This is a genomic window from Modestobacter italicus (assembly GCF_019799965.1).
GTDB lineage: Bacteria > Actinomycetota > Actinomycetes > Mycobacteriales > Geodermatophilaceae > Modestobacter > Modestobacter italicus_A.
Window position 1 is genome coordinate 1 of sequence record NZ_JABGCJ010000005.1, and the last position, 23685, is coordinate 23685.

At 76.1% G+C, this 23685-nt stretch carries 22 protein-coding genes; 17 read left to right on the plus strand and 5 right to left on the minus strand.

What is annotated here, in order from left to right:
* Nucleotides 1-241: 241 nt before the first annotated feature.
* A complete protein-coding gene (locus HLA93_RS13005) occupies nucleotides 242-418 on the minus strand; it encodes a hypothetical protein (protein ID WP_222194838.1) in 177 nt (58 codons plus the stop codon).
* Nucleotides 419-1512: 1094 nt separating this feature from the next.
* On the opposite strand from HLA93_RS13005, the gene HLA93_RS13010 reads away from it, so the two are divergent.
* On the plus strand, nucleotides 1513-2481 hold the full coding sequence (locus tag HLA93_RS13010) for a hypothetical protein (RefSeq protein ID WP_222194839.1): 969 nt from the start codon (nucleotides 1513-1515) through the stop codon (nucleotides 2479-2481).
* 85 nt (nucleotides 2482-2566) lie between these two features.
* A complete protein-coding gene (locus tag HLA93_RS13015) occupies nucleotides 2567-2926 on the plus strand; it encodes a single-stranded DNA-binding protein (protein ID WP_222194840.1) in 360 nt (119 codons plus the stop codon).
* 37 nt (nucleotides 2927-2963) lie between these two features.
* Here the strand turns inward: HLA93_RS13015 and HLA93_RS13020 are convergent, their stop codons facing one another.
* Complete coding sequence (locus tag HLA93_RS13020) at nucleotides 2964-4271, minus strand: DUF1015 domain-containing protein (RefSeq protein ID WP_222194841.1); 1308 nt, start codon at nucleotides 4269-4271, stop codon at nucleotides 2964-2966.
* A gap of 97 nt (nucleotides 4272-4368) precedes the next feature.
* Here HLA93_RS13020 and HLA93_RS13025 point away from each other — a divergent pair, with 97 nt between their 5' ends.
* Both HLA93_RS13025 and HLA93_RS13030 read left to right on the plus strand, forming a co-directional pair.
* A complete protein-coding gene (locus HLA93_RS13025; RefSeq protein ID WP_222194842.1) occupies nucleotides 4369-4791 on the plus strand; it encodes a tetratricopeptide repeat protein in 423 nt (140 codons plus the stop codon).
* 106 nt (nucleotides 4792-4897) lie between these two features.
* Nucleotides 4898-5971 carry an HAD-IIA family hydrolase gene (locus HLA93_RS13030; RefSeq protein ID WP_222194843.1) on the plus strand — a complete coding sequence of 358 codons (1074 nt, stop codon included), beginning with the start codon at nucleotides 4898-4900 and terminating at the stop codon, nucleotides 5969-5971.
* 189 nt (nucleotides 5972-6160) lie between these two features.
* Here the strand turns inward: HLA93_RS13030 and HLA93_RS13035 are convergent, their stop codons facing one another.
* The gene (locus HLA93_RS13035; RefSeq protein ID WP_222194844.1) at nucleotides 6161-6499 is read right to left on the minus strand and encodes an SCP2 sterol-binding domain-containing protein; all 339 of its coding nucleotides are present in this window, start codon (nucleotides 6497-6499) and stop codon (nucleotides 6161-6163) included.
* A 252-nt stretch (nucleotides 6500-6751) separates the two neighbouring features.
* Here HLA93_RS13035 and HLA93_RS13040 point away from each other — a divergent pair, with 252 nt between their 5' ends.
* From HLA93_RS13040 to recN, 4 genes are all read left to right on the plus strand, one after another.
* On the plus strand, nucleotides 6752-6994 hold the full coding sequence (locus HLA93_RS13040) for a hypothetical protein (RefSeq protein ID WP_222194845.1): 243 nt from the start codon (nucleotides 6752-6754) through the stop codon (nucleotides 6992-6994).
* Complete coding sequence (locus HLA93_RS13045) at nucleotides 6994-7791, plus strand: TlyA family RNA methyltransferase (protein WP_222194846.1); 798 nt, start codon at nucleotides 6994-6996, stop codon at nucleotides 7789-7791. Before HLA93_RS13040 ends, HLA93_RS13045 begins: the two co-directional genes overlap by 1 nt.
* A 73-nt stretch (nucleotides 7792-7864) precedes the next feature.
* Nucleotides 7865-8923 carry an NAD kinase gene (locus tag HLA93_RS13050; RefSeq protein ID WP_222194847.1) on the plus strand — a complete coding sequence of 353 codons (1059 nt, stop codon included), beginning with the start codon at nucleotides 7865-7867 and terminating at the stop codon, nucleotides 8921-8923.
* Nucleotides 8898-10691 carry a DNA repair protein RecN gene (gene recN, locus HLA93_RS13055; protein WP_308128105.1) on the plus strand — a complete coding sequence of 598 codons (1794 nt, stop codon included), beginning with the start codon at nucleotides 8898-8900 and terminating at the stop codon, nucleotides 10689-10691. The genes HLA93_RS13050 and recN overlap by 26 nt, the downstream gene beginning before the upstream one ends.
* Nucleotides 10692-10732: 41 nt before the next feature.
* On the opposite strand, the gene HLA93_RS13060 is transcribed toward recN, so the two are convergent.
* Nucleotides 10733-11725, minus strand: coding sequence for a TetR family transcriptional regulator (locus tag HLA93_RS13060; protein ID WP_222194848.1), 993 nt, complete (start codon nucleotides 11723-11725; stop codon nucleotides 10733-10735).
* 162 nt (nucleotides 11726-11887) lie between these two features.
* Between HLA93_RS13060 and steA the strand changes: the two genes are divergently transcribed.
* The 9 genes from steA (at nucleotide 11888) to HLA93_RS13105 (ending at nucleotide 22957) form a co-directional block, all read left to right on the plus strand.
* Nucleotides 11888-13072, plus strand: coding sequence for a putative cytokinetic ring protein SteA (steA, locus tag HLA93_RS13065; RefSeq protein ID WP_222194849.1), 1185 nt, complete (start codon nucleotides 11888-11890; stop codon nucleotides 13070-13072).
* Nucleotides 13069-14016 carry a copper transporter gene (locus HLA93_RS13070; protein ID WP_222194850.1) on the plus strand — a complete coding sequence of 316 codons (948 nt, stop codon included), beginning with the start codon at nucleotides 13069-13071 and terminating at the stop codon, nucleotides 14014-14016. Before steA ends, HLA93_RS13070 begins: the two co-directional genes overlap by 4 nt.
* Nucleotides 14017-14039: 23 nt before the next feature.
* On the plus strand, nucleotides 14040-14873 hold the full coding sequence (locus HLA93_RS13075; RefSeq protein WP_222194851.1) for a hypothetical protein: 834 nt from the start codon (nucleotides 14040-14042) through the stop codon (nucleotides 14871-14873).
* Between the two features lie 28 nt (nucleotides 14874-14901).
* Entirely contained in the window at nucleotides 14902-16536 is a 1635-nt protein-coding gene (gene murJ, locus HLA93_RS13080; protein WP_222194852.1) for a murein biosynthesis integral membrane protein MurJ, read from the plus strand.
* Nucleotides 16529-17671, plus strand: coding sequence for a glycosyltransferase family 4 protein (locus HLA93_RS13085; protein WP_222194853.1), 1143 nt, complete (start codon nucleotides 16529-16531; stop codon nucleotides 17669-17671). Before murJ ends, HLA93_RS13085 begins: the two co-directional genes overlap by 8 nt.
* The gene (locus HLA93_RS13090) at nucleotides 17668-20085 is read left to right on the plus strand and encodes a hypothetical protein (RefSeq protein WP_222194854.1); all 2418 of its coding nucleotides are present in this window, start codon (nucleotides 17668-17670) and stop codon (nucleotides 20083-20085) included. The genes HLA93_RS13085 and HLA93_RS13090 overlap by 4 nt, the downstream gene beginning before the upstream one ends.
* Nucleotides 20060-21781 (plus strand): CTP synthase, encoded by a 1722-nt coding sequence (locus HLA93_RS13095; protein WP_308128106.1) that lies wholly within the window; start codon nucleotides 20060-20062, stop codon nucleotides 21779-21781. The genes HLA93_RS13090 and HLA93_RS13095 overlap by 26 nt, the downstream gene beginning before the upstream one ends.
* Nucleotides 21782-21863: 82 nt before the next feature.
* The gene (locus HLA93_RS13100) at nucleotides 21864-22448 is read left to right on the plus strand and encodes an NUDIX domain-containing protein (protein ID WP_222194855.1); all 585 of its coding nucleotides are present in this window, start codon (nucleotides 21864-21866) and stop codon (nucleotides 22446-22448) included.
* Between the two features lie 95 nt (nucleotides 22449-22543).
* A complete protein-coding gene (locus HLA93_RS13105) occupies nucleotides 22544-22957 on the plus strand; it encodes a GlcG/HbpS family heme-binding protein (protein WP_222194856.1) in 414 nt (137 codons plus the stop codon).
* On the opposite strand, the gene HLA93_RS13110 is transcribed toward HLA93_RS13105, so the two are convergent.
* Nucleotides 22942-23505, minus strand: a complete 564-nt coding sequence (locus HLA93_RS13110) for a hypothetical protein (protein ID WP_246626634.1) — start codon at nucleotides 23503-23505, stop codon at nucleotides 22942-22944. The genes HLA93_RS13105 and HLA93_RS13110 overlap by 16 nt on opposite strands.
* Nucleotides 23506-23685: the final 180 nt, after the last annotated feature.

The window sequence follows — 23685 nt, forward strand, 5'->3', positions numbered from 1 at the left end:
TAAGCCTTTCAGCGCCGATGGTACTGCCCGGGGGACCGGGTGGGAGAGTAGGACGCCGCCGGACATAACTCAACGAAACGGGGGTCGGAGCTTCGCGCTCCGGCCCCCGTTTTGTGTGTTTGTCCGTTCTTCGTCGACCTGCCGGACGTCGCCGCCAGCGCGGGGCGTCGCTGGTGCGACGCCGTTACAGGTGCCCCCTCGGGCGTGCGCCGTTCATCAGTGAGGTACGCACACACCATGACTACTCCGCGACGCGGGTCCGACGGATCCGATCGACGCAGCGGCAGCGGCGGCGCCCGAGGTGGTGCCGGCGGTTCCCGGCAGGGCGCGAGCGGGCGGCCGGCTCGGCCGGCGGGGCACCGTGGGTCTCGTCCAGCTGAGGGAGGTCGCGGGGCGGCCGGCGGTTCGGGGTCGTCACGTGACGATGCGTACCGGGCCAGGGGCGGAGCCGCTGGTGGCGAGTGGGGACGCCCCGCGTCCGGTGGAAGAGCCTCGGGTGACCGCCCGGGGTGGCAGGACCGTCGTCCGTCGGGTGACCGGTCGCAGGGGGGCCGGCCCCAAGGTGGTCGCCCGTCGGGTGACCGTCCGCAGGGTGGTCGTCCCTCCGGTGAGCGGGACGAAGGCGGTCGTCCCTCTGGCGACCGTCCGGCGTGGCAGGATCGTCGGCCCTCTGGTGACCGTCCGCAGGGTGGTCGTCCCTCCGGTGCGCGAGGCCAGGGCGGTCGTCCCTCGGGAGATCGGCCGGCGTGGCAAGACCGTCGTCCCTCCGGTGACCGTCCGCAGGGTGGTCGCCCGTCGGCTGATCGTCCGGCGTGGCAGGACCGTCGCCCGTCTGGTGATCGGCCGCAGGGTGGTCGCCCGTCGGCTGATCGTCCGGCGTGGCAGGACCGTCGCCCGTCTGGTGATCGGCCGCAGGGTGGTCGCCCGTCGGCTGATCGTCCGGCGTGGCAGGACCGTCGCCCGTCTGGTGATCGGCCGCAGGGTGGTCGCCCGTCGGGTGATCGTGGCCAGGGTGGGCGTTCCTCTGGCGACCGTCCGGCGTGGCAGGACCGTCGACCGTCTGGTGACCGTCCGCAGGGTGGTCGCCCGTCGGGTGACCGTCCTCAGGGTGGGCGTTCCTCTGGCGACCGTCCGGCGTGGCAGGACCGTCGTCCCTCTGGTGACCGTCCGCAGGGTGGTCGACCGTCTGGTGACCGTCCTCAGGGTGGGCGTTCCTCTGGCGACCGTCCGGCGTGGCAGGACCGTCGTCCCTCTGGTGACCGTCCGCAGGGTGGTCGACCGTCTGGTGACCGTCCTCAGGGTGGGCGTTCCTCTGGCGACCGTCCGGCGTGGCAGGACCGTCGTCCCTCTGGTGATCGGCCGCAGGGTGGTCGCCCGTCGGGTGATCGTGGCCAGGGTGGTCGTCCCTCGGGGGATCGGCCGGCGTGGCAGGACCGGCGGCCGAGCAGCGCTCGGGGTGACGGTGACGACATGGGACTACGCCGTCCCGCTGGCCCGGAGGTGCCGGAGTGGGTGGACCCTCGAGATCTCGACCAGTCGGTGCGGTCGGCCCTCCGTGGGCTGGACCCGCGCAACGCCGACACCGTCGCCCGCCACTTGGTCGCTGCCGGCGGGCTGCTCGACGAGGAGCCGGAGCTCGCGCTCGAGCACGCCCGGGCGGCGCGCGACCGGGCGTCCCGGATCGCAGCGGTCCGTGAAGCGGTCGGCGTCGCGGCCTACCTCGCGGGCGACTTCGCGGAGGCAGCCCGTGAGCTGCGCGCCTATGCCCGGATAAGCGGCGACGAGAGCTACCGGGCGGTGCTGGCCGACTGTGAGCGTGGGCTCGGCCGACCGGAGAACGCGATCAGGTTGGTCAACGAGGCGCTCGCGGCGGGACCGGAGGAGGAAGAGCTCGTCGAGCTGCGTCTGGTCGAGGCCGGCGCGCGCCAGGACCTCGGCGAGCTGCCGGCGGCCGCTCTGGTGCTGGAGGCCGCCCTCGGTGGCCGTCCGACGCCCGCTGGCCTGGGCCACCCGGACCTGGGGCAGCTGCGCCTGGCGATGGCCTACGCCGACCTGCTGGCCGATCGTGGCGAGGAGGAGTTGGCGATGGAGTGGTACGTGGCCATCGCAGCCGCCGACCCGGACGACCTGACCGGCGTCTCCGAGGTCTTCAGCGAGGACGAGGACCTGGGCGACGACCTGGTCGAGGAAGACCTCGCGGCCGCCGAGCTCGCCGACGAGGAGCCGGTCGGGGACGACCCCGAGTCGCAGCAGCCGGGCACCAGTGCCGCCGCGGGCACGGCCGTCTCTGACTCCGACGAATCCGACGACGACTTCGCCGACGTCACCGACGAGCAGCTCGGGGACGTCACCGACGACGACATCGAGGCAGAGGTCGCCGAACTGCTGGGGGAGACCCCACCGCCGGTCGAGCGGGACCATGCCCGGCTGTTCCAGGAGGCAACCGACGCGACGCCGGAGCAGCAGCCACCGACGCACTGACCTGCTCCGTCCACACCGGCCGGGGTCGTCCACAACAGCTGGACGGCCCTGGCCGGTGGCCCCTCCGGCCCAGCAGGCTCTCCGCATGAGCCTCGCCGTCATCGACCGGAACGACGTCGTCCTGCGGGGGCGGCTGTCCGCACCTCCGGAGTTCCGCCCACTGCCCAGCGGAGACACGCTGCTGGTGTTCAAGCTGATCGTGCGCCGGGAGCACCCGCGACCCCGCGGCCCACGGTCGGACGTCCTGACCTGCGTGAGCTACCTGCCGGCGCTGCACCGGTACGCCGCCGCCTGGACCCCGGAGGACGTGGTCGAGGTGGAGGGAACGCTGCAGCGCCGGTTCTGGCGCACCCCCACCGGCACCGCGGTCGCCTGTGAGGTGGTGTGCCGGCGGGGCCGAAAGGTCACCCGGGCGTCTCCCCGCACTGCGTCTGCGTCGGTCTGAGCGGTGCTGCAGCCGTCGGCCGATGACTGTCCGGTGGTCACTCCTGGTGCGGCCGGAGGACCAGCCCGGTCCGCGGCTTGGGCACGAAGAGGGTCGACTTGCGGGGCATCCGCGCGCCGGCGCGGGCCACGGCCGCCACGTCGGCCGGCGACGGGGAGCGCAGCAGCAACGCCACACCGGTCCGGTCCTCGGCCAGTGCTAGGGCCTCGGTGACGTCATGGGCCACCAGCACCGACGCAGGGTCGTCGGGTCGCTGCCACAGTCGGCCGAGCAGAGCGGCGTGGGCCAGCACCACGTCCAGCCGCCGCCATGCCGCCGGCGCCTCGTGGGGGACGGCCGTGAGCATCGCGGGGGAGGGAGCGGAGAGCTCGACCACCCGTTCGCCGTCGCTGAGCAGGAAGGTCTCCGGTCCGTCCTGCAGCGTCCAGCGCCGCACGGTCCCGTCGACGTCGCCGTCCTGCGGAGTCAGCTCGCTCGTCCGGAACCCGCCGGCCGCAGCCTGCACCGCGGCGTCCAGGGGCAGGTCCGGGACCACCCGGTGGATGGCGCGCACCCGGAGACCCCCGGCGCCCATCGGGGTGAGCAGGGCGAGCACGGTGCCGTGCGCACCCCCTCCGGCCTGGTGGTCGCAGGCGGCGGCGAAACGGTGGTGACCATCGGCGATGACGGCACGGGTACGCGCCAGGGCGCGGGCCAACCGGGCCAGTGTCCCCGGGTCGGTCACCCGCCACAGCCGGTGCACGACCCCGTCCGGGTCGGCCACCTCCAGTGTCGGTGGCCCTCCGGCAGTCGTCCGGGTGAGCTCGGCGACCTCCGGGTCGGGGTCGTGGGCCAGGACGATCGGCTCGAGGTCGGTGTCGGTCGCGGCCAGCAGGGCGGTCCGCCCGGCGACGGCCGGGGCGAAGGTGTCCTCGTGCGGGAGGACCGCCGACGAGCCGGCCGCGGGCAGCGCCACGGCGCCCAGCCAGCCCGTCGTCGCCTCCGCACCGGGGCCGGCCATCTCGTAGCGCCACATCGCCGGCATGTCGTCGCGGACCAGCACCCCGGCGAGCGACCACGCGTGCAGCGTCGCAGCGGCGGCAGATGCCGAGCGTCGGTCCCGGGCTGCCCGGCTGTCGTCCTGGCCCTCGACCGGGTCGACGTGGGGCAGGATCAGGCGGACGATGTTGTACGGATCGGCCGCGGCCAGACGGTCGCGGCCCGCGGCGTTCACCAGGTCGTAGGCCGGCGAGGTCACCCTCGCCAGGTGCGCTGCGTCGTGGTCGCGGTAGGTCAGGGCACGGAACGGCCGGACGTCGAGGCCCGTCACGTCAGGAGGCGGGGCGTCCGCCGACGTCGAGGGCACGGAGTCGATCGTAGGAGCGCGCCGCCTGGGGCCGGGAGCGGCGTCCGCGGGCCCGGGCACCACGCGGTGCCGAGGGCGGTGCGCGAGAGGAGCTGCGGTGGGGGAACAAGGACCAGGACAGCCCGACGGCGGGGTGTACGAGTGGTACCAGCGCGGCCTGCAGCTGCTCGGGGACGGCAACCCTGCTGCCGCCGCGATGCTGCTGGAGCGAGTCGTCGCCGCGGAGCCGGCCTCGCGGAGTGTGCGCGAGGCGCTGGCCCGGGCGCAGTACGACGCCGGGCGCTACCGTGCGGCCATCGACAGCTTCCAAGCGCTGATCGAGGTCAACCCGACCGACGACTATGCCCAGTTCGGGCTGGGGCTGGCGGCCAGCCGCGCCGGCGAGCTGGAGCTCGCCGCCGAACACCTGGCGCTGGCCGTGGCCATGCGCCCCGACCAGACCCACTACGCCCGCGCGCTGCGCGGGGTGCGCGCCCGACGGGGCACCGTCGGGGACCTGCCTGCCGAGGAGCTGCCATGAGCACCGCCCCACGCCGCCGGCCGCCGGCCGGCCGGTCGAGCGCCGACCGGCACGAGCACCTGCCCGTCGTCCGTTCGATCGGCCGGCACGACACCGGCGACGCCGCGTGACCGCGCCCGGGCCGTCCCTGGCCCACGGAGCGGACACCCCGCCGAGCCACACCCACGACGTCGCCCTGCTCGACCTCGACGGCGTGGTCTACGTGGGCCAGGCCGCAGTGCCCGGCGTGCCGGCGGCGCTCGCGTCCGCCCGGGCCGAGGGGATGCAGTTGGGCTTCGTCACCAACAACGCGGCCCGGACCCCCGAGCAGGTCGCCGCGCACCTGACCGAGCTCGACGTGCCGGCCGCCCCCGACGACGTCATCACCAGCTCCCAGGCGGCCGCCTCCGTCGTCGCCCACCTGGTCGGCGACGGTGCCCGGGTGCTGGCCGTCGGCGGGCCCGGTGTCGCCGCGGCGCTGACCGCGGCCGGGCTCACCGTCGTCGAGACCGCCGAGGAGGGGCCTGCCGCCGTCGTCCAGGGGTACGGGCCGGCGGTGGGGTGGGCACAGCTGGCGGAGGCGGTGGTCGCCGTCCGTGGCGGTGCCCGGCACGTGGCCACCAACACCGACGCCACCATCCCCTCACCGCGCGGTGTGCTGCCCGGCAACGGGGCGCTGGTCGGCGTGGTCAGCGCGGTGACCGGGCAGCAGCCGCTCGTGACCGGCAAGCCGGACCCCGCGATGCACGCCGAGTGCGTCCGTCGCACCGGTGCCCGCCAGCCGCTCGTGGTCGGCGACCGGCTCGACACCGACATCGAGGGCGCCCGGCGCGCCGGTTCGGCGAGCCTGCTGGTGTTCTCCGGGGTCGCCACCCCGGCCGACCTGCTGGCCGCCGGGCCGCTGCACCGGCCGGACCTGATCGCGCCGGACGCCGGTGGCCTGCTCGTCCGGCACCCAGGGGTCACCGCGGTCGAGAGAGCCTGGCGGTGCGGGGGCTGGCAGGCAGACTGGGCCGATGGGGTGCTGACCCTGCGCCTGTCCGGGCCGAATCGCCAGGACGGCGACGGGCTGGACGGTCTGCGGGTGCTCGCCGTGGCGCACTGGGCCGGCCAGCCCGACGACGGGCACCCGGCGACCGTCCGCCCCGGAGACGACGACGCTGCCGCGGTTCTGCGCAGCTGGGGCCTGCTGCCGGGGTGACGCCTGGCAGTCCCGCCCCCGGCAGCGCATCGGGCACACCCGGTCCGCCGCCCGCGTCCGGCCCGGGTGAGCGGGTCGCCGGGCCAGGTGCTCGGGGCGAGCTGCCTGGGGCCGGGCCGAGGGCCAGGTGTCCGATCGTCCGGGTGTCCACGGGCCAGTGCCGCACGCCTGGCGCCCGGCGTCCGGGTCCTAGAGCAGGGAGCGGAGCCGGAGCATGTCGCGCAGCCCGGCCTCCAGCTTGACCCTGCCGCTGGCCCAGGCCGGGCCGAAGGACAGCTCGCCGGCAGTCAGCGCCAGCAGGTCGTCGCTGCTCATGGTCAGCCGGATGTCGGCCTTGGGCACCGTCGGGCCGTCGGGCAGCGCGGTCACGTCCCGCACCGAGCCGCGGGCCAGCCGCCCCTGCACCACCTGCTGCAGGTCGGTCAGCCGGCAGGAGACGCTCCGGTCCAGGTCCCGGGCGGCATCGGCGGCGGCCAGCCGGCCGACGAAGCCGTCCAGGGCGGTCATGCACTGCTCGAGCGTCGCCATGTGGCGGGTGCCTCCTCCGACGGGGACCGGGATCGTCCCGGCCGGGCGGTCCGCCGGGACGCTACCGGCGGTTCGTCGGGGCGGTCGCGGCGGTCCCGGCCGACCCGCGACGGGCCGCGGACTCCGTCCACCGTCGGGTCCGCTGCCCGTCGCCGGTCACACCGGGCCGGTAACCTCCGACCTGGACGTCCCGACCGGTGGCGATCCCGGTACGGCCGGCTGCCCAGGGAGCCCCAGCGTGGAGGAGGACCAGTGAGCGAGCAGCACCAGCCACGCCCGGTCCCCGGCCCGCCGCGTGCCCCGGCCGGAGCGGACCGGCCGGTCCCTGCGGCGGGGACCTCCACCGGACGTGTCGACGCGCCGGGGACGACCGCGGTCGACGGGGCGTCCCCGTTCGCCGACCTGGCCGCCCGGCCGGTGGCCGAGCACGTCGCGGTGTTCGAGGCCGAGCACGACCGGCTGCAGCGCGAACTGTCCACCGTCGACCAGCTCTGATGGCCCGTCGCAGCCGGCTCGACGCCGAGCTCGTGCGCCGCGGGCTCGCCCGCTCCCGCGAGCACGCCGTCACCCTGATCTCCGAGGGGCGGGTCACCGTCGGCGGGCAGGCCGCCACCAAGGCCGCCACCGGCGTGGAGGCCGGCGCCCCCCTCGTCGTCCGCACCGACCCGGACGAGCCCAGCTGGGTCTCCCGGGGCGCGCACAAGCTGCTCGGTGCGCTGACCGCCTTCCCCGTGGACGTCGAGGGTCGTCGTGCCCTGGACGCCGGGGCCTCCACCGGCGGCTTCACCGAGGTGCTGCTCGGTCGCGGCGCCCGTGAGGTCGTCGCCGTGGACGTCGGCTACGGCGAGCTGGCCTGGTCCCTGCGCACCGACGACCGGGTCGCGGTGCACGAGCGGACCAACGTCCGGGAGCTGACGCCGGAGGCCATCGGTGGACAGGTCGACCTGGTGGTGGCCGACCTGTCCTTCATCTCGCTGCGGCTGGTGCTGCCCGCGCTGACCCGCTGCGCGCAGCCCGGCGCCGACCTGCTGCCGATGGTCAAGCCGCAGTTCGAGGTGGGGCGGGAGCGGCTGGGGGCCGGCGGCGTCGTGCGGGACCTGGCCCACCGGGCCGACGCGGTGCACACCGTCGCGCTGGCCGCGGCCGAGCTGGGCTGGGGCACCGCGGGCGTGGTGGCCAGCCCGCTGCCCGGGCCCGCGGGCAACGTGGAGTTCTTCCTCTGGCTGCGCCGGGACGCACCACCCCCGGACGCCGCCGACATCGACCGAGCAGTGCAGGAAGGACCCCAGTGACCGAGCGTGCGAGGTCGCCGCGAGCGACCGTGCCGGACACCGCCGGACCCATGACCTCCACCGAGGGAGACCAGTGAGCCAGCCAGGCACCGCGACCACCGCCGCGGGGACCGACCGGACCCGCCGGGCCCTGCTGGCCGTGCACACCGGGCGGGCCGACATCGTGCAGCTGGCCCGCTCGGCCGCGGCACGGCTGACCGAGGCCGGGATCGTCGTCCGCCTGCTCGAGGACGAGGCCGAGGACATGGCCGTGCCGGGTGCGGAGGTCTGCCCGTTCGGGCCGGGCGCAGCCGACGACGTGGAGATCGTGCTGGTCTTCGGCGGCGACGGCACCTTCCTGCGGGCCGCCGAGCTCGCCCGCAGCACCGACGCCGCCATCACCGGGGTCAACCTCGGGCGGGTCGGCTTCCTCGCCGAGACCGAGCCCGAGGCCGTGGTGGAGATGCTCACGGCGGTGGAGCACCGCCAGTACCAGGTGGAGGAACGGCTCACCCTGGACGCCACGGTCCTCGACGCGGAGGGCCGGCCCACCGGTGAGAGCACCTGGGCGCTCAACGAGGTGTCGGTGGAGAAGGTCGAGCGGTCGCGGGTGCTCGACGTCGTGCTGGAGGTCGACGGCCGCCCGCTGACCAGCTTCGGCTGCGACGGCATCCTGTGCGCCACGCCGACGGGCTCCACCGCCTACGCGTTCTCCGCCGGCGGTCCGGTGGTCTGGCCCGACGTCGAGGCGCTGCTGCTGGTGCCGACCAACGCGCACGCGCTGTTCGCCCGGCCGCTGGTCACCTCGCCCAGCTCGGTGCTCACCGTCGCGGTTCCGCCCGACGGCACCCGGGCCCGGATCTCCGCCGACGGCCGGCGGATCGTCGAGGTGCCCGACGGCGGCCGGGTCGAGGTGCGGCGGTCGGACCGCCCGGTGCGCATCGCCCGGGTCAACCCGACGTCCTTCGGTGACCGGCTGGTCGCCAAGTTCGGGCTGCCGGTGCGCGGCTTCCGCGACGCCCGCTCGCACGGCCCCGGGTTGGAGGCCCCGATCGGGCGGACCAACGTGCTCACCGGCGACGTCAACACCAGCGACGGCGTGCTGCGGACACCGGGGGAGGTGAGCGGTGGCCACCCGGACGGCGCGGCGTGAGCAGCCCCCGGCCCCGGTGACCCCCGCGCGCCCGCACGGCGGGGCGCTGTCGGAGCTGCACCTGCACGGACTCGGCTCGATCGACGACGTCACCCTGGAGCTGGGTCCCGGGCTGACCGTGGTCACCGGGGAGACCGGTGCCGGCAAGACCATGGTGGTGACCGGACTGACCCTGCTCTTCGGGGGACGCGCGGACCAGGGCCGGGTGCGGGCCGGCGCGCGCGCCGGCGTCGAGGGCCGGCTGGTGCTGCCGCCGGAGTCCCCGGTGTGGGCCCGGGCCGCCGACGCGGGAGCCGAGCCGGACGAGGACGGCAGCCTGATCCTGGCCCGGACGTTCAGCGCGGAGGGGCGGTCCCGCGCGCACCTGGGCGGTCGCAGCGTCCCGGTCGGCGTCGTCGCCGAGCTGGCCGAGGACCTGCTGGCGGTGCACGGGCAGACCGACCAGCTGCGGCTGACCCGCCCGGCCGAGCAGCGCCGCGCCCTGGACCGGTACGCCGGCCCGGCCCACCTGGCGCTGGTCGAGGAGCACCGCGCGGCGTACGCCGCGTGGCGGGAGCTGGCCGAGGACCTGGACCGCCGGCGGGGCCAGGCCCGGGAGCTGGCGCAGACCGCCGACGTGCTGCGGCACGGTCTGGAGGAGATCGCCGCGGTCGCCCCCGAGCCGGGGGAGGACGAGGAGCTCGACACCTTGGCCAAGCGGCTGGGTGACGCCGACGCGCTGCGTTCGGTGGCCGACACCGCCCGGCTCGCCCTGGTGGGCGACGTGACCGGCGACCTCGGCGGTGAGGGCGGGCTGCCGCAGGACGCCACCAGTGCGCTGGCCACCGCCGAGCGGGCGCTGGCCGGATCCGACGACCCCACCCTCGTGCTGCTGGCCCAGGACCTCGCCGACGCCGTCGCGGTGGTCTCCGACGTCGGAGTGCAGCTGGCCGGCTACGTCGCCGACCTGGACGCCGACCCGGCCCGGCTGGCCGAGGTGCTCGACCGGCGGGCGGCGATCACCGCGCTGGTGCGCAAGTACGCCGACGTGGGTGACGGGCTGGCCGGGGTGCTGGCCTGGGCCGCGGACGCGGAGTCCCGGCTGGCGCAGCTGGACGTCTCCGACGAGGCGCTCGAGGCGCTCGAGGCTGCCCGCGACGCGGCGCGCGCCGAGCTGGCCGCGCTGTCGGCGCGGGTCACCGAGGGGCGCCGGGCCGCCGCCGAGGGCTTCGCCGCCGCGGTGGGCGAGGAGCTCGCCGGGCTGGCGATGAAGAACGCGCAGGTGGCCTTCCGGATCGACAGCGACCCCGACGAGCCCGGCCCGGACGGCGTCGACGAGGTCGTGCTGCTGCTCACCCCGCACCCCGGCGCCCCGGCCCGCCCGGTGCACAAGGGTGCCTCCGGCGGTGAGCTGTCCCGGGTGATGCTGGCCATCGAGGTGGTCTTCGCCGGCGCGGATCCGGTGCCGGTGATGGTGTTCGACGAGGTGGACGCCGGTGTCGGCGGTCAGGCAGCGGGGGAGATCGGGCGGCGGCTGGCCCGGCTGGCCCGGGAGCACCAGGTCGTCGTGGTCACCCACCTGGCCCAGGTCGCGGCCTTCGCCGACACCCACCTGGTGGTGGACAAGTCACCGGACTCGGCGGCGGGCGTGACAGCCACCGACATCCGCGCGGTCGCCGGGGAGGACCGGGTGCGCGAGCTGGCCCGGATGCTGTCCGGCCTGGCCGACAGCGACACCGGCCAGGCCCACGCCCGTGAGCTGCTCGCCGTGGCCGCCGAGCGCCAGTAGGCGAAGGCCGCCACCCCTCGCGGGCTCGGGGAGGTGGCCGTTCAGCGGCGCTTGGCGTACCCGGCGAGCCCGAACTGCATCAGGGCCAGCCCGCGCCGGCCGCGGGTGCGGAGCTCCTCGACCAGCTCGGGGCCGGACGCGCCCTCGAGCACCCGGTCGCGCGCCAGCTCCAGCAGCGCGGAGTACAGGCCCAGCACCGCGTTGGCCGCGAGCCAGGGCTCCAGCTCGTCGGGCCCGGCGTGGGTCTCCAGCACGATCTGCTCGGCGAGGGTGTCGGCGAGGGTGCCGAGGATCTCCCGCTCCCGCACCTGCAGCGTGCGGCTGCCCCGGATGACCCGGGCCATCTCCGCCACGCCCTCGGCGGCGGCCGGGGAGCCCAGCTGGCTGATCGCGGCGACCACGAAACCGCCGGCCGCGGCCGCGACCGACTCACCGGCCGGGCGTCGCCGGACGGCGTCGAGCAGGGCCGCCCGGATCGGCGGGTCGGCCTCGAAGACCAGGCCCTCCTTGACCGGGAAGTGGTTGAAGACCGTCTTCTCGACGACGCCGGCCCGCTGGGCGATCTCCATGACGCTGACGTGGTCGAAGCCGCGCTCGACGAACAGCTCGGCCGCCGCGTCGACGATCGCCTCGCGGGTCCGCTGACGGCGCTGCTCCCGCAGGTTCGGCCCACGCCGTTCACGGCGGCGTGCACGGCGCCCCGGGCCGGGGGCGTCGGCCGGCTCGTCGGCCGTCGAGCCGCCCGTGCCCGCGTCGGCGGTCACCGAGGCGGCGTCGTCCGGGGTCTGCGCCGGTGGGGTGGTCGAGGTGCCGGGGCGCTCGGCCGGGGTGGGCACCGGCGGCCGCATGGGCAGGGCCACCACCGAGGCGGTGACCTCGGGGGCGGTGGCCTCGCGGGCGGTGCCCGGGTCCTCGGCGGCTGCGGTGGGGCCCTCGGCGGACCCGGGTGACGACGCGTCGACGGTGGCGTCCTCGGCCGTGTCGTCGAGCAGGACGGTCGCTGTGCTCCGGCGAGCGGAGGCCCCTGCAGTCACACCAGTCACGGTAGTGACGGGCCGGTCCCGTCCCCGGGGAGCGACACCCCCTGCGTTCCTCGGCGTGTCCGGTCCAACCCGGTGTCGCTCACGGACTGTGACTGATCGGTCGCTGTCGCGCGTCGGATAGGGCCGGTCGGCGCATCGTGGGAGCATCGCGGGATGCGCATCGGCACCCTGCGGCGCGGACGAGCGTCCGAGACGGCACCCGGCGTGACCGCCACGGCGCGCCTGGACCGTCGGACCAAGAACCTGACCAAGCGGCTGCGGCCCGGCGAGATCGCCGTGATCGACCACGTGGACATCGACCGGGTGAGCGCCGACTCCCTGGTGGCTGGCAAGGTCGGTGCCGTCGTCAACGCGGCGCCCAGCACCTCGGGCCGGTACCCGAACCTCGGCCCCGGCATCCTGGTCGAGGCCGGGATCCCGCTGGTCGACGGCGTCGGCAAGGAGGTGTTCACCAAGCTCAAGGAGGGGGTCACCCTCCGGGTCGAGGGCAACAAGGTGTACGCCGGCGACGAGGTGGTCGCCGAGGGCGTCGAGCAGACGGCGGAGACGGTCGCCGAGGCGATGGCCGAGGCGCGCGCCGGGCTCTCCACCCAGTTGGAGGCCTTCGCCGCCAACACCATGGAGTACATGAAGCGCGAGCGGGCGCTGCTCCTCGACGGCGTGGGCGTGCCCGACGTCGCCACCCGGATCGAGGGCCGGCACGTGCTGGTCGTCGTCCGCGGGTACGACTACAAGGAGGACCTCCAGGCGCTGCGTCCCTACATCCGGGACTACCGCCCGGTGCTCATCGGCGTCGACGGCGGCGCGGATGCGCTGATCGAGGCCGGCTACCAGCCGGACATGATCATCGGCGACATGGACTCGGTGAGCGACAGCGTGCTCAAGTGCGGCGCCGAGGTGGTCGTGCACGCCTACGCCGACGGCCGGGCCCCGGGCCTGCAGCGCGTCCAGGACCTCGGCGTCGACGCGATCACCTTCCCGGCCTCGGCCACCAGCGAGGACATCGCGATGCTGCTGGCCGACGAGAAGGGCGCCTCGCTGATCGTCGCCGTCGGCACCCACGCCACCCTGATCGAGTTCCTCGACAAGGGCCGCGGCGGCATGGCCTCCACCTTCCTGACCCGGCTGCGGCTGGGCGGCAAGCTGGTCGACGCCAAGGGCGTGAGCCGGCTCTACCGCAGCCGCATCTCCACCCTGGCGCTGGTCCTGCTGGTGCTGGCCGCGCTGGTCGCGATCACCGCGGCGCTGGCGGTGTCCACCGCCGGCCACATCTACCTCGACCTGCTGGTCGACCAATGGGACAGCTTCGTGTTCTGGCTGGAGAACCTCTTCTCGTGATCGACTTCCGTTACCACCTCGTCTCGCTGATCGCCGTCTTCCTGGCCGTCGCGCTCGGGATCATCATCGGCACGACTCAGCTCAACGGGCCGCTGACGGACAACCTGCAGAACCAGGTCAGTGCCCTGCAGACCGACAAGCGCGAGCTGGAGGACCAGACCCAGCAGCTGCAGGCCCAGCTCGACGACGTGGGCAGCTTCGAGGAGGCCGTCGGCCCGACCCTGGTCGAGGACGCCCTCACCGACCGCAGCGTCGTGCTGGTCCTCGACGGCACCGACGTCGCCCCGGAGGTGGTCGAGGGGGTCACCGCGCTGCTCGGCAGCGCCGGGGCCACGGTCACCGGCACCGTCCGGCTGACCGACGCCTTCGGCACCGCGGACGCCGAGAGCAGCCTGTCCAGCTACCTCAGCGGACCGGGGCTGCCGGCCAGCTGGACGCCGCCGGAGACCGACGACACCGGCGAGCAGGCCGCCTCGCTGCTCGCGCAGGTGCTGATGGTCCCGCCGGCCACCGCGGAGGGCCCGGGGGTCGTCCCGGACGCAGCCGCCACCTCGACCGTGCTGGCCGGGCTCGAGCAGCTCGAGGTGCTGAGCCGGGACACCTCCTCGGTCAGCCCGGCGGACTTCGCCGTCGTGCTGACCACCGGCGAGGCGGAGGGCGAGGACGCCGCCGAGCGGCAGGAGGCGCTGGTGCAGCTGGTCGGCGCGCTCGACGCGCAGGGCGCCGGCGCGGTCGTCGCCGGCGACCAGGACGCCGCCCGAGAGGGTGGCCTGGTCGCCGCCGTCCGCACCGACCCCACGGTCGCCGTCTCCACGGTCGACAACGTCGCCACCGCGGCCGGGCGGATCAGCACGGTCCTCGCGCTGGCCGCCGAGGGCCGCGGCACGACCGGCGCCTACGGGACCGGCGAGGACACCCAGCCGGTCCCGCCCGCGGCCCCGTGACCGGCACGGGGACGACCGGTCCGGTGACCGGCCGGCGGACGGCGCTGGCGGTCACCGGTGCCCTCGCGGCCCGCGCCGGCCTGGCCGGTGCCGCTGCACTGACCGCGCGCCCGGCCGGTGCGCCGTGGCGCCGGACCAACTACGCCGGCCGGCCGGTGAGCCTGCTCGGTGGCCCCGCCCTGGCCGTGGCGGCCACCGCGTCGGCCGCGCTGGGCGCCCCGGCCGGGCAGCGGGCCGCCGCGGCCGTGGTCGGCACGGTGGCCGGCGTGGTCGGCGGCTACGACGACCTGGCCGGCGCGCGACCGGAGCAGGCCCGGGACAAGGGACTGGCCGGGCACCTGGCGGCCCTCCGGGCCGGGCGGGTCTCCGCCGGTGCGGTCAAGGTCGCCGGCATCGGCGCCGCCGCGGCCGTGGCCGCGGTGCTCACCCGCCGGGGCGGCGGCCGGACCGCCCTCGTCGACGGCGTGCTGACCACCGGCCTGGTGGCCGGCACGGCCAACCTGGTCAACCTGCTCGACCTGCGTCCGGGACGGGCCGGCAAGGTCGCGGCGCTGGTCGCGGCCGGCACGCTCGGCGGCCCCGGCGGTGGCCTGGTCGCCGGCCCGCTGGGCGCGACCCTCGGTGTGCTCCCGGCCGACCTGGGAGAGCGGGTCATGCTCGGTGACTGCGGGGCGAACGCCGTCGGCGCACTGCTGGGGCTGCGGCTGGCCGGGATCGAGGCCCGCGGGACGCGCGCGGCCCTGCTCGGCACGGTCACCGCGCTGACCCTGGCCAGCGAGAAGGTCAGCTTCACCCGGGTCATCGAGTCGACGCCGGGCCTGCGCGAGCTCGACCGGCTCGGCCGCCGCGGCGCGTGAGCGCACCGCAGCACCGGCGGGCACGGCGGTGACCGCCGGCACCCGCCGCCGGGTCGTCCAGGGCGTGGCCGGGGCGGCCGCGCTCATCTCGGCGCTGACACTGCTGTCCCGGCTGGCCGGCTTCGGCCGCACCGTCGTCTTCACCAACGCGGTGGGCGCCGACAGCACCGCCGACACCTACGTGGCGGCCAACAGCGTGCCCAACATCGTCTTCGAGGTGGTCGCCGGCGGTGCGCTGGCCAGCCTCGTCGTCCCGATGCTCGCCGGTGGCATCGCCGCCGGCGACCGGGAGCAGGTGCGCCGCACCGCCGGCGCGCTGCTGGGCTGGTCGCTGCTGGTCCTGGTGCCGCTGGCCGCGCTGCTGGCGCTGCTGGCCCGGCCGATCGCCGGTGCGCTGCTCGGCGACGATCCCGCCCAGGTCGACCTGGCCGCCCGCTTCCTGCTCGTCTTCGCCCCCCAGGTGGTGCTGTACGGGATCGCGGTGGTGCTCACCGGCGTCCTGCAGGCGCACCGGCGGTTCGCCGGGCCGGCGCTGGCGCCGCTGCTGTCCACCCTGGTGGTCGCCTCCGCCTACCTCCTCTTCGCCGGCCTGGACGGCGACCGGGACGTCACCGGGCTGTCCACCACCGCCGAGCTGGTGCTCGGCGTGGGGACGACGCTGGGCGTGCTGGCGCTGGCGGCGTCCCTGCTGGTGCCGCTGCGCGGCCTGCGGCTGGGGCTGCGGCCCACGCTGCGCTTCCCGGTGGGTGCGGCACCGCGGGTGCGCCGGCTGGCCCTGGCCGGGGTGCTCACCCTCGCCGGGCAGCAGCTGGTGGCCGTGGTGGCGATCCGGCTGGCCAACGCCGGCGCGCCCGACGGCACCCAGGTCGCCTACCTCGCCGGGATGACGGTCTTCCTGTTGCCGTGGGCCGCGCTGGCCGTCCCGCTGGCCACCTCGGTGTACCCGGGGCTCACCGAGCGGGCCGCGGTCGGCGACGAGGACGGGTACCGGCGGACGCTGGCCCCGGCCGTCGTCCTCACCCTGGTGGCCAGCGCGGTGGCCGCCGCCGGTCTGGTCGCGGTCTCCGGGCCGATGGCGCGGGTGTTCCTCACCGCACCGGACGACGCCGACGCCGCGGTCGCGCTGCAGGCGACGATCGCGGCCTTCGCGCCCGGCCTGCTGGGCTACGGACTGGTCGCGCTGCTGACCCGGGCGCTGTACGCCCGTGGCCTGTGGCGGGAGCCCACCGCCTGCGTGGTGGCGGGGTGGCTGGTCGCCGTCGTCGCCGACCTGGTGCTGGCCGCCACGTTGCCGGCGGAGGACCGGGCGCTGGCGCTCGGCGCCGGGCACAGCGCCGGGGTCACCGTCGCCGGGCTGGCGCTGCTGGTCGTGCTGCGCCGGGTCGCCGGCGGCGGGGCGCTGACCGGGGTGGCGCGCACCGGCGGGCCGGCGGTGCTGGCCGGGCTGGCCGGCGGCGCGGGCGGGTGGCTGACCGCCCGGGCGCTGGGCGCCGACCCGGTGCCCGACGGCGGGCTGCCGGCCGCGATCGGCACCGGCGTGGTGGCCGGTGGGGTGGTGCTGGTGATCGCCGCGGCGGTCATGATGGGGACCGCCCGGCGGCCGCTGCTCGCGGCCGTGCACGGACTGCGGAGCCGGGGCGCTGAGGAGGTGTCGGATGACTGAGCAGCGTCCGCTGGCCGACCGCCGGATCGCCGAGGTGCTGGCCACCAGCACCGGGGGGGTCGGCACCCACCTGCGGTCGGTGCTGCCCGCCCTGGGCCGGGCCGGAGCCGCGGTGCGGGTGTGCGGCCCGCAGGCCACCGAGGAGCTGTTCGGGTTCACCGCCACCGGCGCCGACTTCCGGGCGGTGGGCATCTCCGCCGGGCTCGCCCCCGCCGCCGACCTGCGCGCGGTGCTCGCGCTGCGCCGGGCCACCCGCGGCGCCGACCTGGTGCACGCCCACGGCCTGCGCGCCGGACTGGTCGCCGCCATGGCCCGCCGGCTGGCCGGGCAGCGCCGCCGTCCGCTGGTGCTGACCCTGCACAACGCGCTGCCCGAGGGCGGCGGGCTGCGCCGCCGGGTGCTGCAGGCGGCCGAGCGGGCCACGATCCGCGGCGCGGACGTGGTGCTGGCCGCCTCCGGTGACCTGGCCGGCAACGCCCGCCGGCTGGGCGCCTCCGACGTGCGGGTCGCCCCCGTCTCCGCCCCGCCACTGCGCCCGGCCGAGCGGGCCCGCCCCGACGTCCGCCGCGAGATCGGCCTCGACGACGACGTCCGGCCGCTGGTGGTGGCCGTCGGCCGGCTGCACCCGCAGAAGGGCTACTCCCTGCTGCTGGACGCCGTCTCCCGCTGGGCCGACGACCCGCGGCTGCGCCCCACCCCGCTGGTGGCCATCGCCGGGGACGGTCCGTTGCACGACGAGCTCGCCGGCCGGATCGCCGCCGAGCGGCTGCCCGTCGTCCTGCTCGGGCGGCGCACCGACGTCGCCGACCTGCTGGGCGCGGCGGACGTGTGCGTGCTGCCCTCGGTCTGGGAGGCGCGGTCGCTGACCGCGCAGGAGGCGCTGCGCGCCGGGGTGCCGCTGGTCGCCACCGCCGTCGGCGGGATCCCCGAGCTGGTCGGGGACGCCGCCGAGCTCGTCCCGTACGGGGACGCCGCGGCGCTGGCCGACGCCGTCGCCGACGTGCTCACCGACCCCGCGCGGATCGCCCGGCTCGGTGCGGCCGGCCCCCGCCGGGCGGCCACCTGGCCCGACGAGGCGGCCACCGCCGCCCAGCTGGTCGAGCTGTACCGGGAGCTGCTCGGGCCGCGGCGATGAGGCCGTTCCGCCCGCTGCTGGTAGTGCTGTTGACCCTGGTCACCCTGCTGGCCGGCGGTGCCGGCGCGGCGGCCGCGGCCGACGCGGCGGACCGGTGGCGGGCCGACCGGGTGCTGACGATCGGCGTGCCCGGGCTGACCTGGGCCGACCTGGACCCCGAGCGCACGCCCCAGCTGTGGTCGCTGGCCGAGGAGTCCGCGATCGGCGCGCTGTCGGTCCGGGCCGCCCGGCCGACCACCTGCCTGCTCGACGGCTGGGCGACCCTGGGTGCGGGCAACCGCGCGCGGTTCCCCGGGCCGGTCGAGCCCATCCCGCCGGTGCCGCTGCCCAGCGCACCGCTGCCGGAGGACCAGCTGGACGACGGGTCCACGGCCGAGGAGGGCGTGACCCCGCCGGTCAACGGCGTCGAGCAGCCTCCGACGCCGCCGGTGGACGCGCGGCTGTCCTACTGCGGCCTGGAGGAGCAGGTCGCCGAGGTCGGGCTGGCCGAGCCGCAGCGCACGGTCGCCCGGATCGCCGGAGACGAGGCCACCGCCCGGTTCGGTGCGCAGCCGGGTGCGCTGGGCGAGGCGGTGACCTGCAGCACCGCGGTCGGGCGGGCGGCGTCGCTGGCGGTGGCGGGGGAGACCGCCCGGTTCAGCGTCCAGGACACGGTGCCCGTCGGGCAGCCGGCGCTCGTCGAGCTGATGGCGGAGTGCCCGCTGACGCTGGTCTCCCTGGACCACCTCACCGACGCCGGCATCCCGCTGCCCGACGAGACCGACACCGGCACCCAGCCCTCCGCCCGCGAGGCCGCGCTGGCCCGGATCGACGACGTCGTCGGCCGGCTGCGGACGGCGGCCGACGAGCTGCCGGGGGAGACCCTGCTGCTCCTGCAGGGCATCTCCGAGGTCAACGGGGGCCGCCCGCAGCTGCACGTCGGGCTGGCCAACGGGCCCGGCGTGACGCCGGGCTGGCTCAGCTCGGCCAGCACCGGCCGGGCGCCGTACGTCCAGCTGATCGACGTGGCGCCGACCGTGCTGCGCGCGCTGGGCCTGGACCGCCCGGCGACGGTGAACGGCCAGCCGTTCACCGTCGCCGCCGACCGCCCCGACCTCCCGACGGCGCTCGACGAGCTGGCGCGGGCCAACACCGGCGCGGTCGTGCACTACCGGAGCACGGCCACCACGTTCTGGTCGCTGGTGGTCCTGGGAGCGGTGGTCGTGGCACTGGGCGTGCTCGGCCTCGGTGGCTGGGACCGCGGCCGGCTGCCGGGCCGGCGGGGCGGGCAGGGCCGGGTGCAGGCCTGGCTGCGCACGCGTCCCCGGGGGCTGCGGACCGCGGCCGTGGTGCGGGTGCTCGCCCTGGCCGTGGCCGGTCTGCCGGTCGCCACCTACCTGGCGAACCTGGTGCCCTGGGAGCTGGCGGACCGGCCCCGGGTGGCGCTGGCCGGGTCGGTGGTCGCCGCCGACCTGCTGCTGACCGCCGTCGCGGTGCTCGGCCCGTGGCGCCGCCGCCGGCTGGGCCCGGGCGTCGTGGTGCTCGTGGTCACCTTCGCCACCCTGGCCGGGGACGTGCTCACCGGCTCGCACCTGGAGCTCAACGGGCTGCTGGGCTACGACGCCATCGTGGCCGGGCGGTTCACCGGGTACGGCAACCTGACCTTCGGGCTGCTGTCGGTCAGCGCGCTGCTGCTCACCGCGGCCGCCGCCGCCGCGATCGCCCGCCGCGGCCCAACGCCGGGCCGCCGGCACTGGCTGCTGCCGGTGCTGGGCGCCGGGGCGGTGTGCGTGGTGCTGATCGGCGCGCCGTCGCTGGGGCGGGACTTCGGTGGCGTGCTGGCCGCCGTCCCGGGCTTCCTGGTGCTCGGCATGCTGCTGGCCAGGATCCGGGTGACGGTGACCCGGCTGGTGGTCGTGCTGGCCGTCGCCGTGCTGGCCGTCGGCACGGTCGCGGTGCTGGACTGGCTCGGCCCGGCCGACGACCGCAGCCACCTGGGCCGCTTCGTCGGGCAGGTGATCGACGGGCAGGCGTGGACCGTCGTGAGCCGCAAGGCGCAGGCCAACCTCTCGATCCTGCTCGGCAGCCCGCTGGCCTGGATGCTGCTGGTCGCCCTGGTGGCTGCGCTGTGGCTGCTGCGGCCCGGCGGGCTGTTGCGCAGCACCCCCGGCCGGCTCGCGGCGGGGCTGCCGGCGGCCGACGTCCGGGTGCTGCGCGCCGGGCTGACCGCCGTCGCGCTGAGCCTCACCGTCGGGGCCGCGGTGAACGACAGCGGCGTGGCGCTGCCGGCGACGGCCGCGACGCTGCTGGTGCCGCTGCTGGTGTGGCTGGTGGCCTCGGCGCCGGCCCCGCCGCCGGACGAGGAACCGACCGCGGGGGAGCCGGTGGACCGTGTTAGCGTGGTCGTCCGTGGGTCGACTGGCAGAACCTCGTGACCGCGGACCTCTTCTCCCCAACTCCCAGCCGACGAAGTTCGTCTTCGTCACCGGCGGCGTCGTGTCGTCACTGGGCAAGGGCCTGACCGCAAGTTCCCTGGGGGCGTTGCTCTCCAGCAGGGGCCTGCGGGTCACCATGCAGAAGCTGGACCCCTACCTCAACGTGGACCCGGGGACGATGAACCCCTTCCAGCACGGGGAGGTGTTCGTCACCGAGGACGGCGCCGAGACCGACCTGGACATCGGGCACTACGAGCGGTTCCTGGACACCGACCTCACCGGCCGGGCCAACGTGACCACCGGCCAGGTGTACTCCGACGTGATCGCCAAGGAGCGGCGCGGGGAGTACCTGGGCGACACGGTGCAGGTGATCCCGCACATCACCAACGAGATCAAGGCCCGGATCCTGGCCGGGGCCGACTCCGCCGAGCGGGTGGACGTGGTGATCACCGAGATCGGCGGCACCGTCGGTGACATCGAGTCGCTGCCCTTCCTCGAGGCGGCCCGCCAGGTGCGCCACGAGATCGGCCGGGACAACTGCTTCTTCCTGCACATCTCGCTGATCCCCTACATCGCCCCCTCCGGTGAGCTGAAGACCAAGCCCACCCAGCACTCGGTGGCGCAGCTGCGCAGCATCGGCATCCAGCCCGACGCGCTGGTCTGCCGGTCGGACCGGGAGATCTCCGAGGGCATCAAGCGCAAGATCGGCCTGATGTGCGACGTGGACGCCGAGGGGGTCACCTCCTGCCCGGACGCCCCGTCGATCTACGACATCCCCAAGGTGCTGCACCGCGAGGGCCTGGACGCCTACGTCGTCCGCCGGCTCGGGCTGCCGTTCCGGGACGTCGACTGGACCGTGTGGGGCGACCTGCTGGACCGGGTGCACGACCCGAAGCAGACGGTGACCGTGGCCCTGGTCGGCAAGTACATCGACCTGCCCGACGCCTACCTGTCGGTCACCGAGGCGCTGCGGGCCGGCGGCTTCGCGCACCGCTCCCGGGTGCAGATCCGCTGGGTGCCCTCCGACGACTGCGAGACCCCCGAGGGCGCGGCGGCGGCGCTGGCCGGCGTCGACGGCGTCTGCGTCCCCGGCGGGTTCGGCGTCCGCGGGATCGAGGGCAAGCTCGGGGCGATCAGGCACTCCCGGGAGAACGGCATCCCGACGCTCGGCCTGTGCCTGGGCCTGCAGTGCATGGTGATCGAGGTGGCCCGCGACCTGGCCGGCATCACCGGCGCCAACTCCACCGAGTTCGACCCGGAGACCCCCGACCCGGTCATCTCCACGATGGCCACCCAGCTCGACGTGGTGGCCGGCCGCGGCGACATGGGCGGCACGATGCGGCTGGGCAGCTACCCCGCGGCGCTGCAGCCGGGCTCGGTGGTGGCCGGCGCCTACGGGTCCACCGAGATCACCGAGCGCCACCGGCACCGCTACGAGGTGGCCAACGCCTACCGCGACCGGCTGACCGAGGCCGGCCTGGTCTTCTCCGGCACCTCGCCCGACGGCACGCTGGTGGAGTTCGCCGAGCTGCCCGCCGACGTCCACCCGTTCTTCGTCGGCACCCAGGCCCACCCGGAGCTCAAGAGCCGGCCCACCCGGCCGCACCCGCTGTTCGCCGCCTTCGTGGCCGCCGCGGCCACCTTCCAGGACGCCGCCCGGCTGCCGGTGCCCACCGACGAGCCGATCGGCATCTGATGAGCGACGCGAGGACGACGGGCGAGCGAGCACCGCAGGGAGCGCCGGTGACCGAGGAGCGGGACGAGTCCGGAGTCGAGCAGTGAGTCACGCCTACGAGGTGCTGGCCTCCGAGGAGGTCTACGCCGGCCGGGTCATCTCGCTGCGCAAGGACACCGTGGCCATGCCCGGTGGCGGGGACAGCGTGCGCGAGGTCGTGCACCACGGCGGTGCCGTCGGCATCGTCGCCCTCGACGACGAGGACCGCGTGGTCATGCTCCGGCAGTACCGCCACCCGATCGGGGAGCACCTGTGGGAGGTGCCGGCCGGGCTGCTCGACGTCGAGGGCGAGGCGCCGGTGGACGCCGCCCGGCGCGAGCTGGCCGAGGAGGTGCAGCTGCACGCCGACCGGTGGTCGCTGCTGACCACCCACCACCCCTCGCCGGGCTTCTGCGACGAGAAGGTGCTGCTCTACCTGGCCGAGGGGCTCAGCGAGGTCGCCCGCCCCGAGGGCTTCGTGGTGGAGCACGAGGAGCTGGACATGACCGTGCAGCGGGTGCCGCTGGCCGAGGCCGTGCAGTGGGTCTTCGACGGCACGATCCGCAACTCGCTGGCCGCGATCGGGGTGCTCGCCGCCGCGCAGGTGCGCGCCACGGCGCCGCAGCTGCGCCCGCTCGACGCGGTCTGAGCGCGGAGACCCCTCCGCCGCACGCCACCGCAGGCCCGGCGGCCGGGTGGCGTTCCGGCTTGCCCCCGGTGCGCCCCGCGGGCGAAGGTGGCCCGGTGCTGACACATGACCAGGCCCTGTCCCTGCTGCAGTCCGCCCGCGAGGAGTCGACGAAGCTCGGCGTCCCGATGTCCTTCGCCGTGATGGACCCCAGCGGCCACCTCGTCGCCTTCGTCCGGATGGACGGCGCCCCGTGGATCTCCGCCGAGGTCGCCCAGGGCAAGGCGTGGACGGCGGCTGCCTACGGGGCACCCAGCGCGGCGCAGAAGGCGAAGATGGAACCGATGCCGAACTTCGCCTCGGCGATCACCGCGATGACCCACGGGAAGTTCACCCCGCAGACCGGGGCGGTGCCGGTGTACTCCGACGGCACGCTGGTCGGGGCGCTGGGTGGCAGCGGCGGCACCGGTCAGCAGGACGAGGACGTCTGCGCCGCGGCCGTCACCGCCTGCGGCTACAGCACCGCCTGACCCGGGCCCGGCCGGCCGGGTGACCGCAGCCCGAGCCGGTCGAGCTCCAGTGCGGCGAGCGCACGCAGCGCGGCCGGGTCGCCCGCCCGCCACCCGGCCCCGGTGCCGGCGGGCAGGCGGGCCAGCTGGGGGAGGGGGGCGGTCGCCATCGCCCTCGCGGCCAGCAGCTCCAGGTCCGTGACCCCGTCCGCGCCCCGGCCGGTGAGCCGGTCGGCGGCGGCGGCCTCCCGCAGCCAGCGCAGCCGCCAGGGGAGCCAGCGCAGCAGCAGCCAGCCCACCGGGAGGACCACCAGGACGACGGCGAGCACGGCGGCCAGCGTCCGGGCGGCGTCCTCGGCGTCCTGACCGGCCCCGGTGACCGCGCCGCCTGCCTCGCCGAGGGCGTCGAACGGTGCGGCCAGCTCGTCGCCGACCAGCGGACGCCGTCGGCCGCGCCGGCCGCCGAGCCCATCGTGTCCGAGATCGACCGGCCGAGGTCGGCCAGCGACCGGCCCGGCTCGGCGAGCACGAGCACCGCGCCGTGCACCGCCCGGGCGGCCAGCACCCACAGCACCGCCCACACCAGCAGCCCCAGGTCGGCGGCGAGCTGGCGGGTGCGGCGGTCGGGACGGTCCGCGTAGAGGCGCATCGGTCGGCTCCGTGGGTGGGGGACGGTCGGTCCCCGGCATGCTCCGGCACCGGACCGGGGACGGCGATCCGAGCAAGAACGGTCGGGCGCCGTGGCCCCG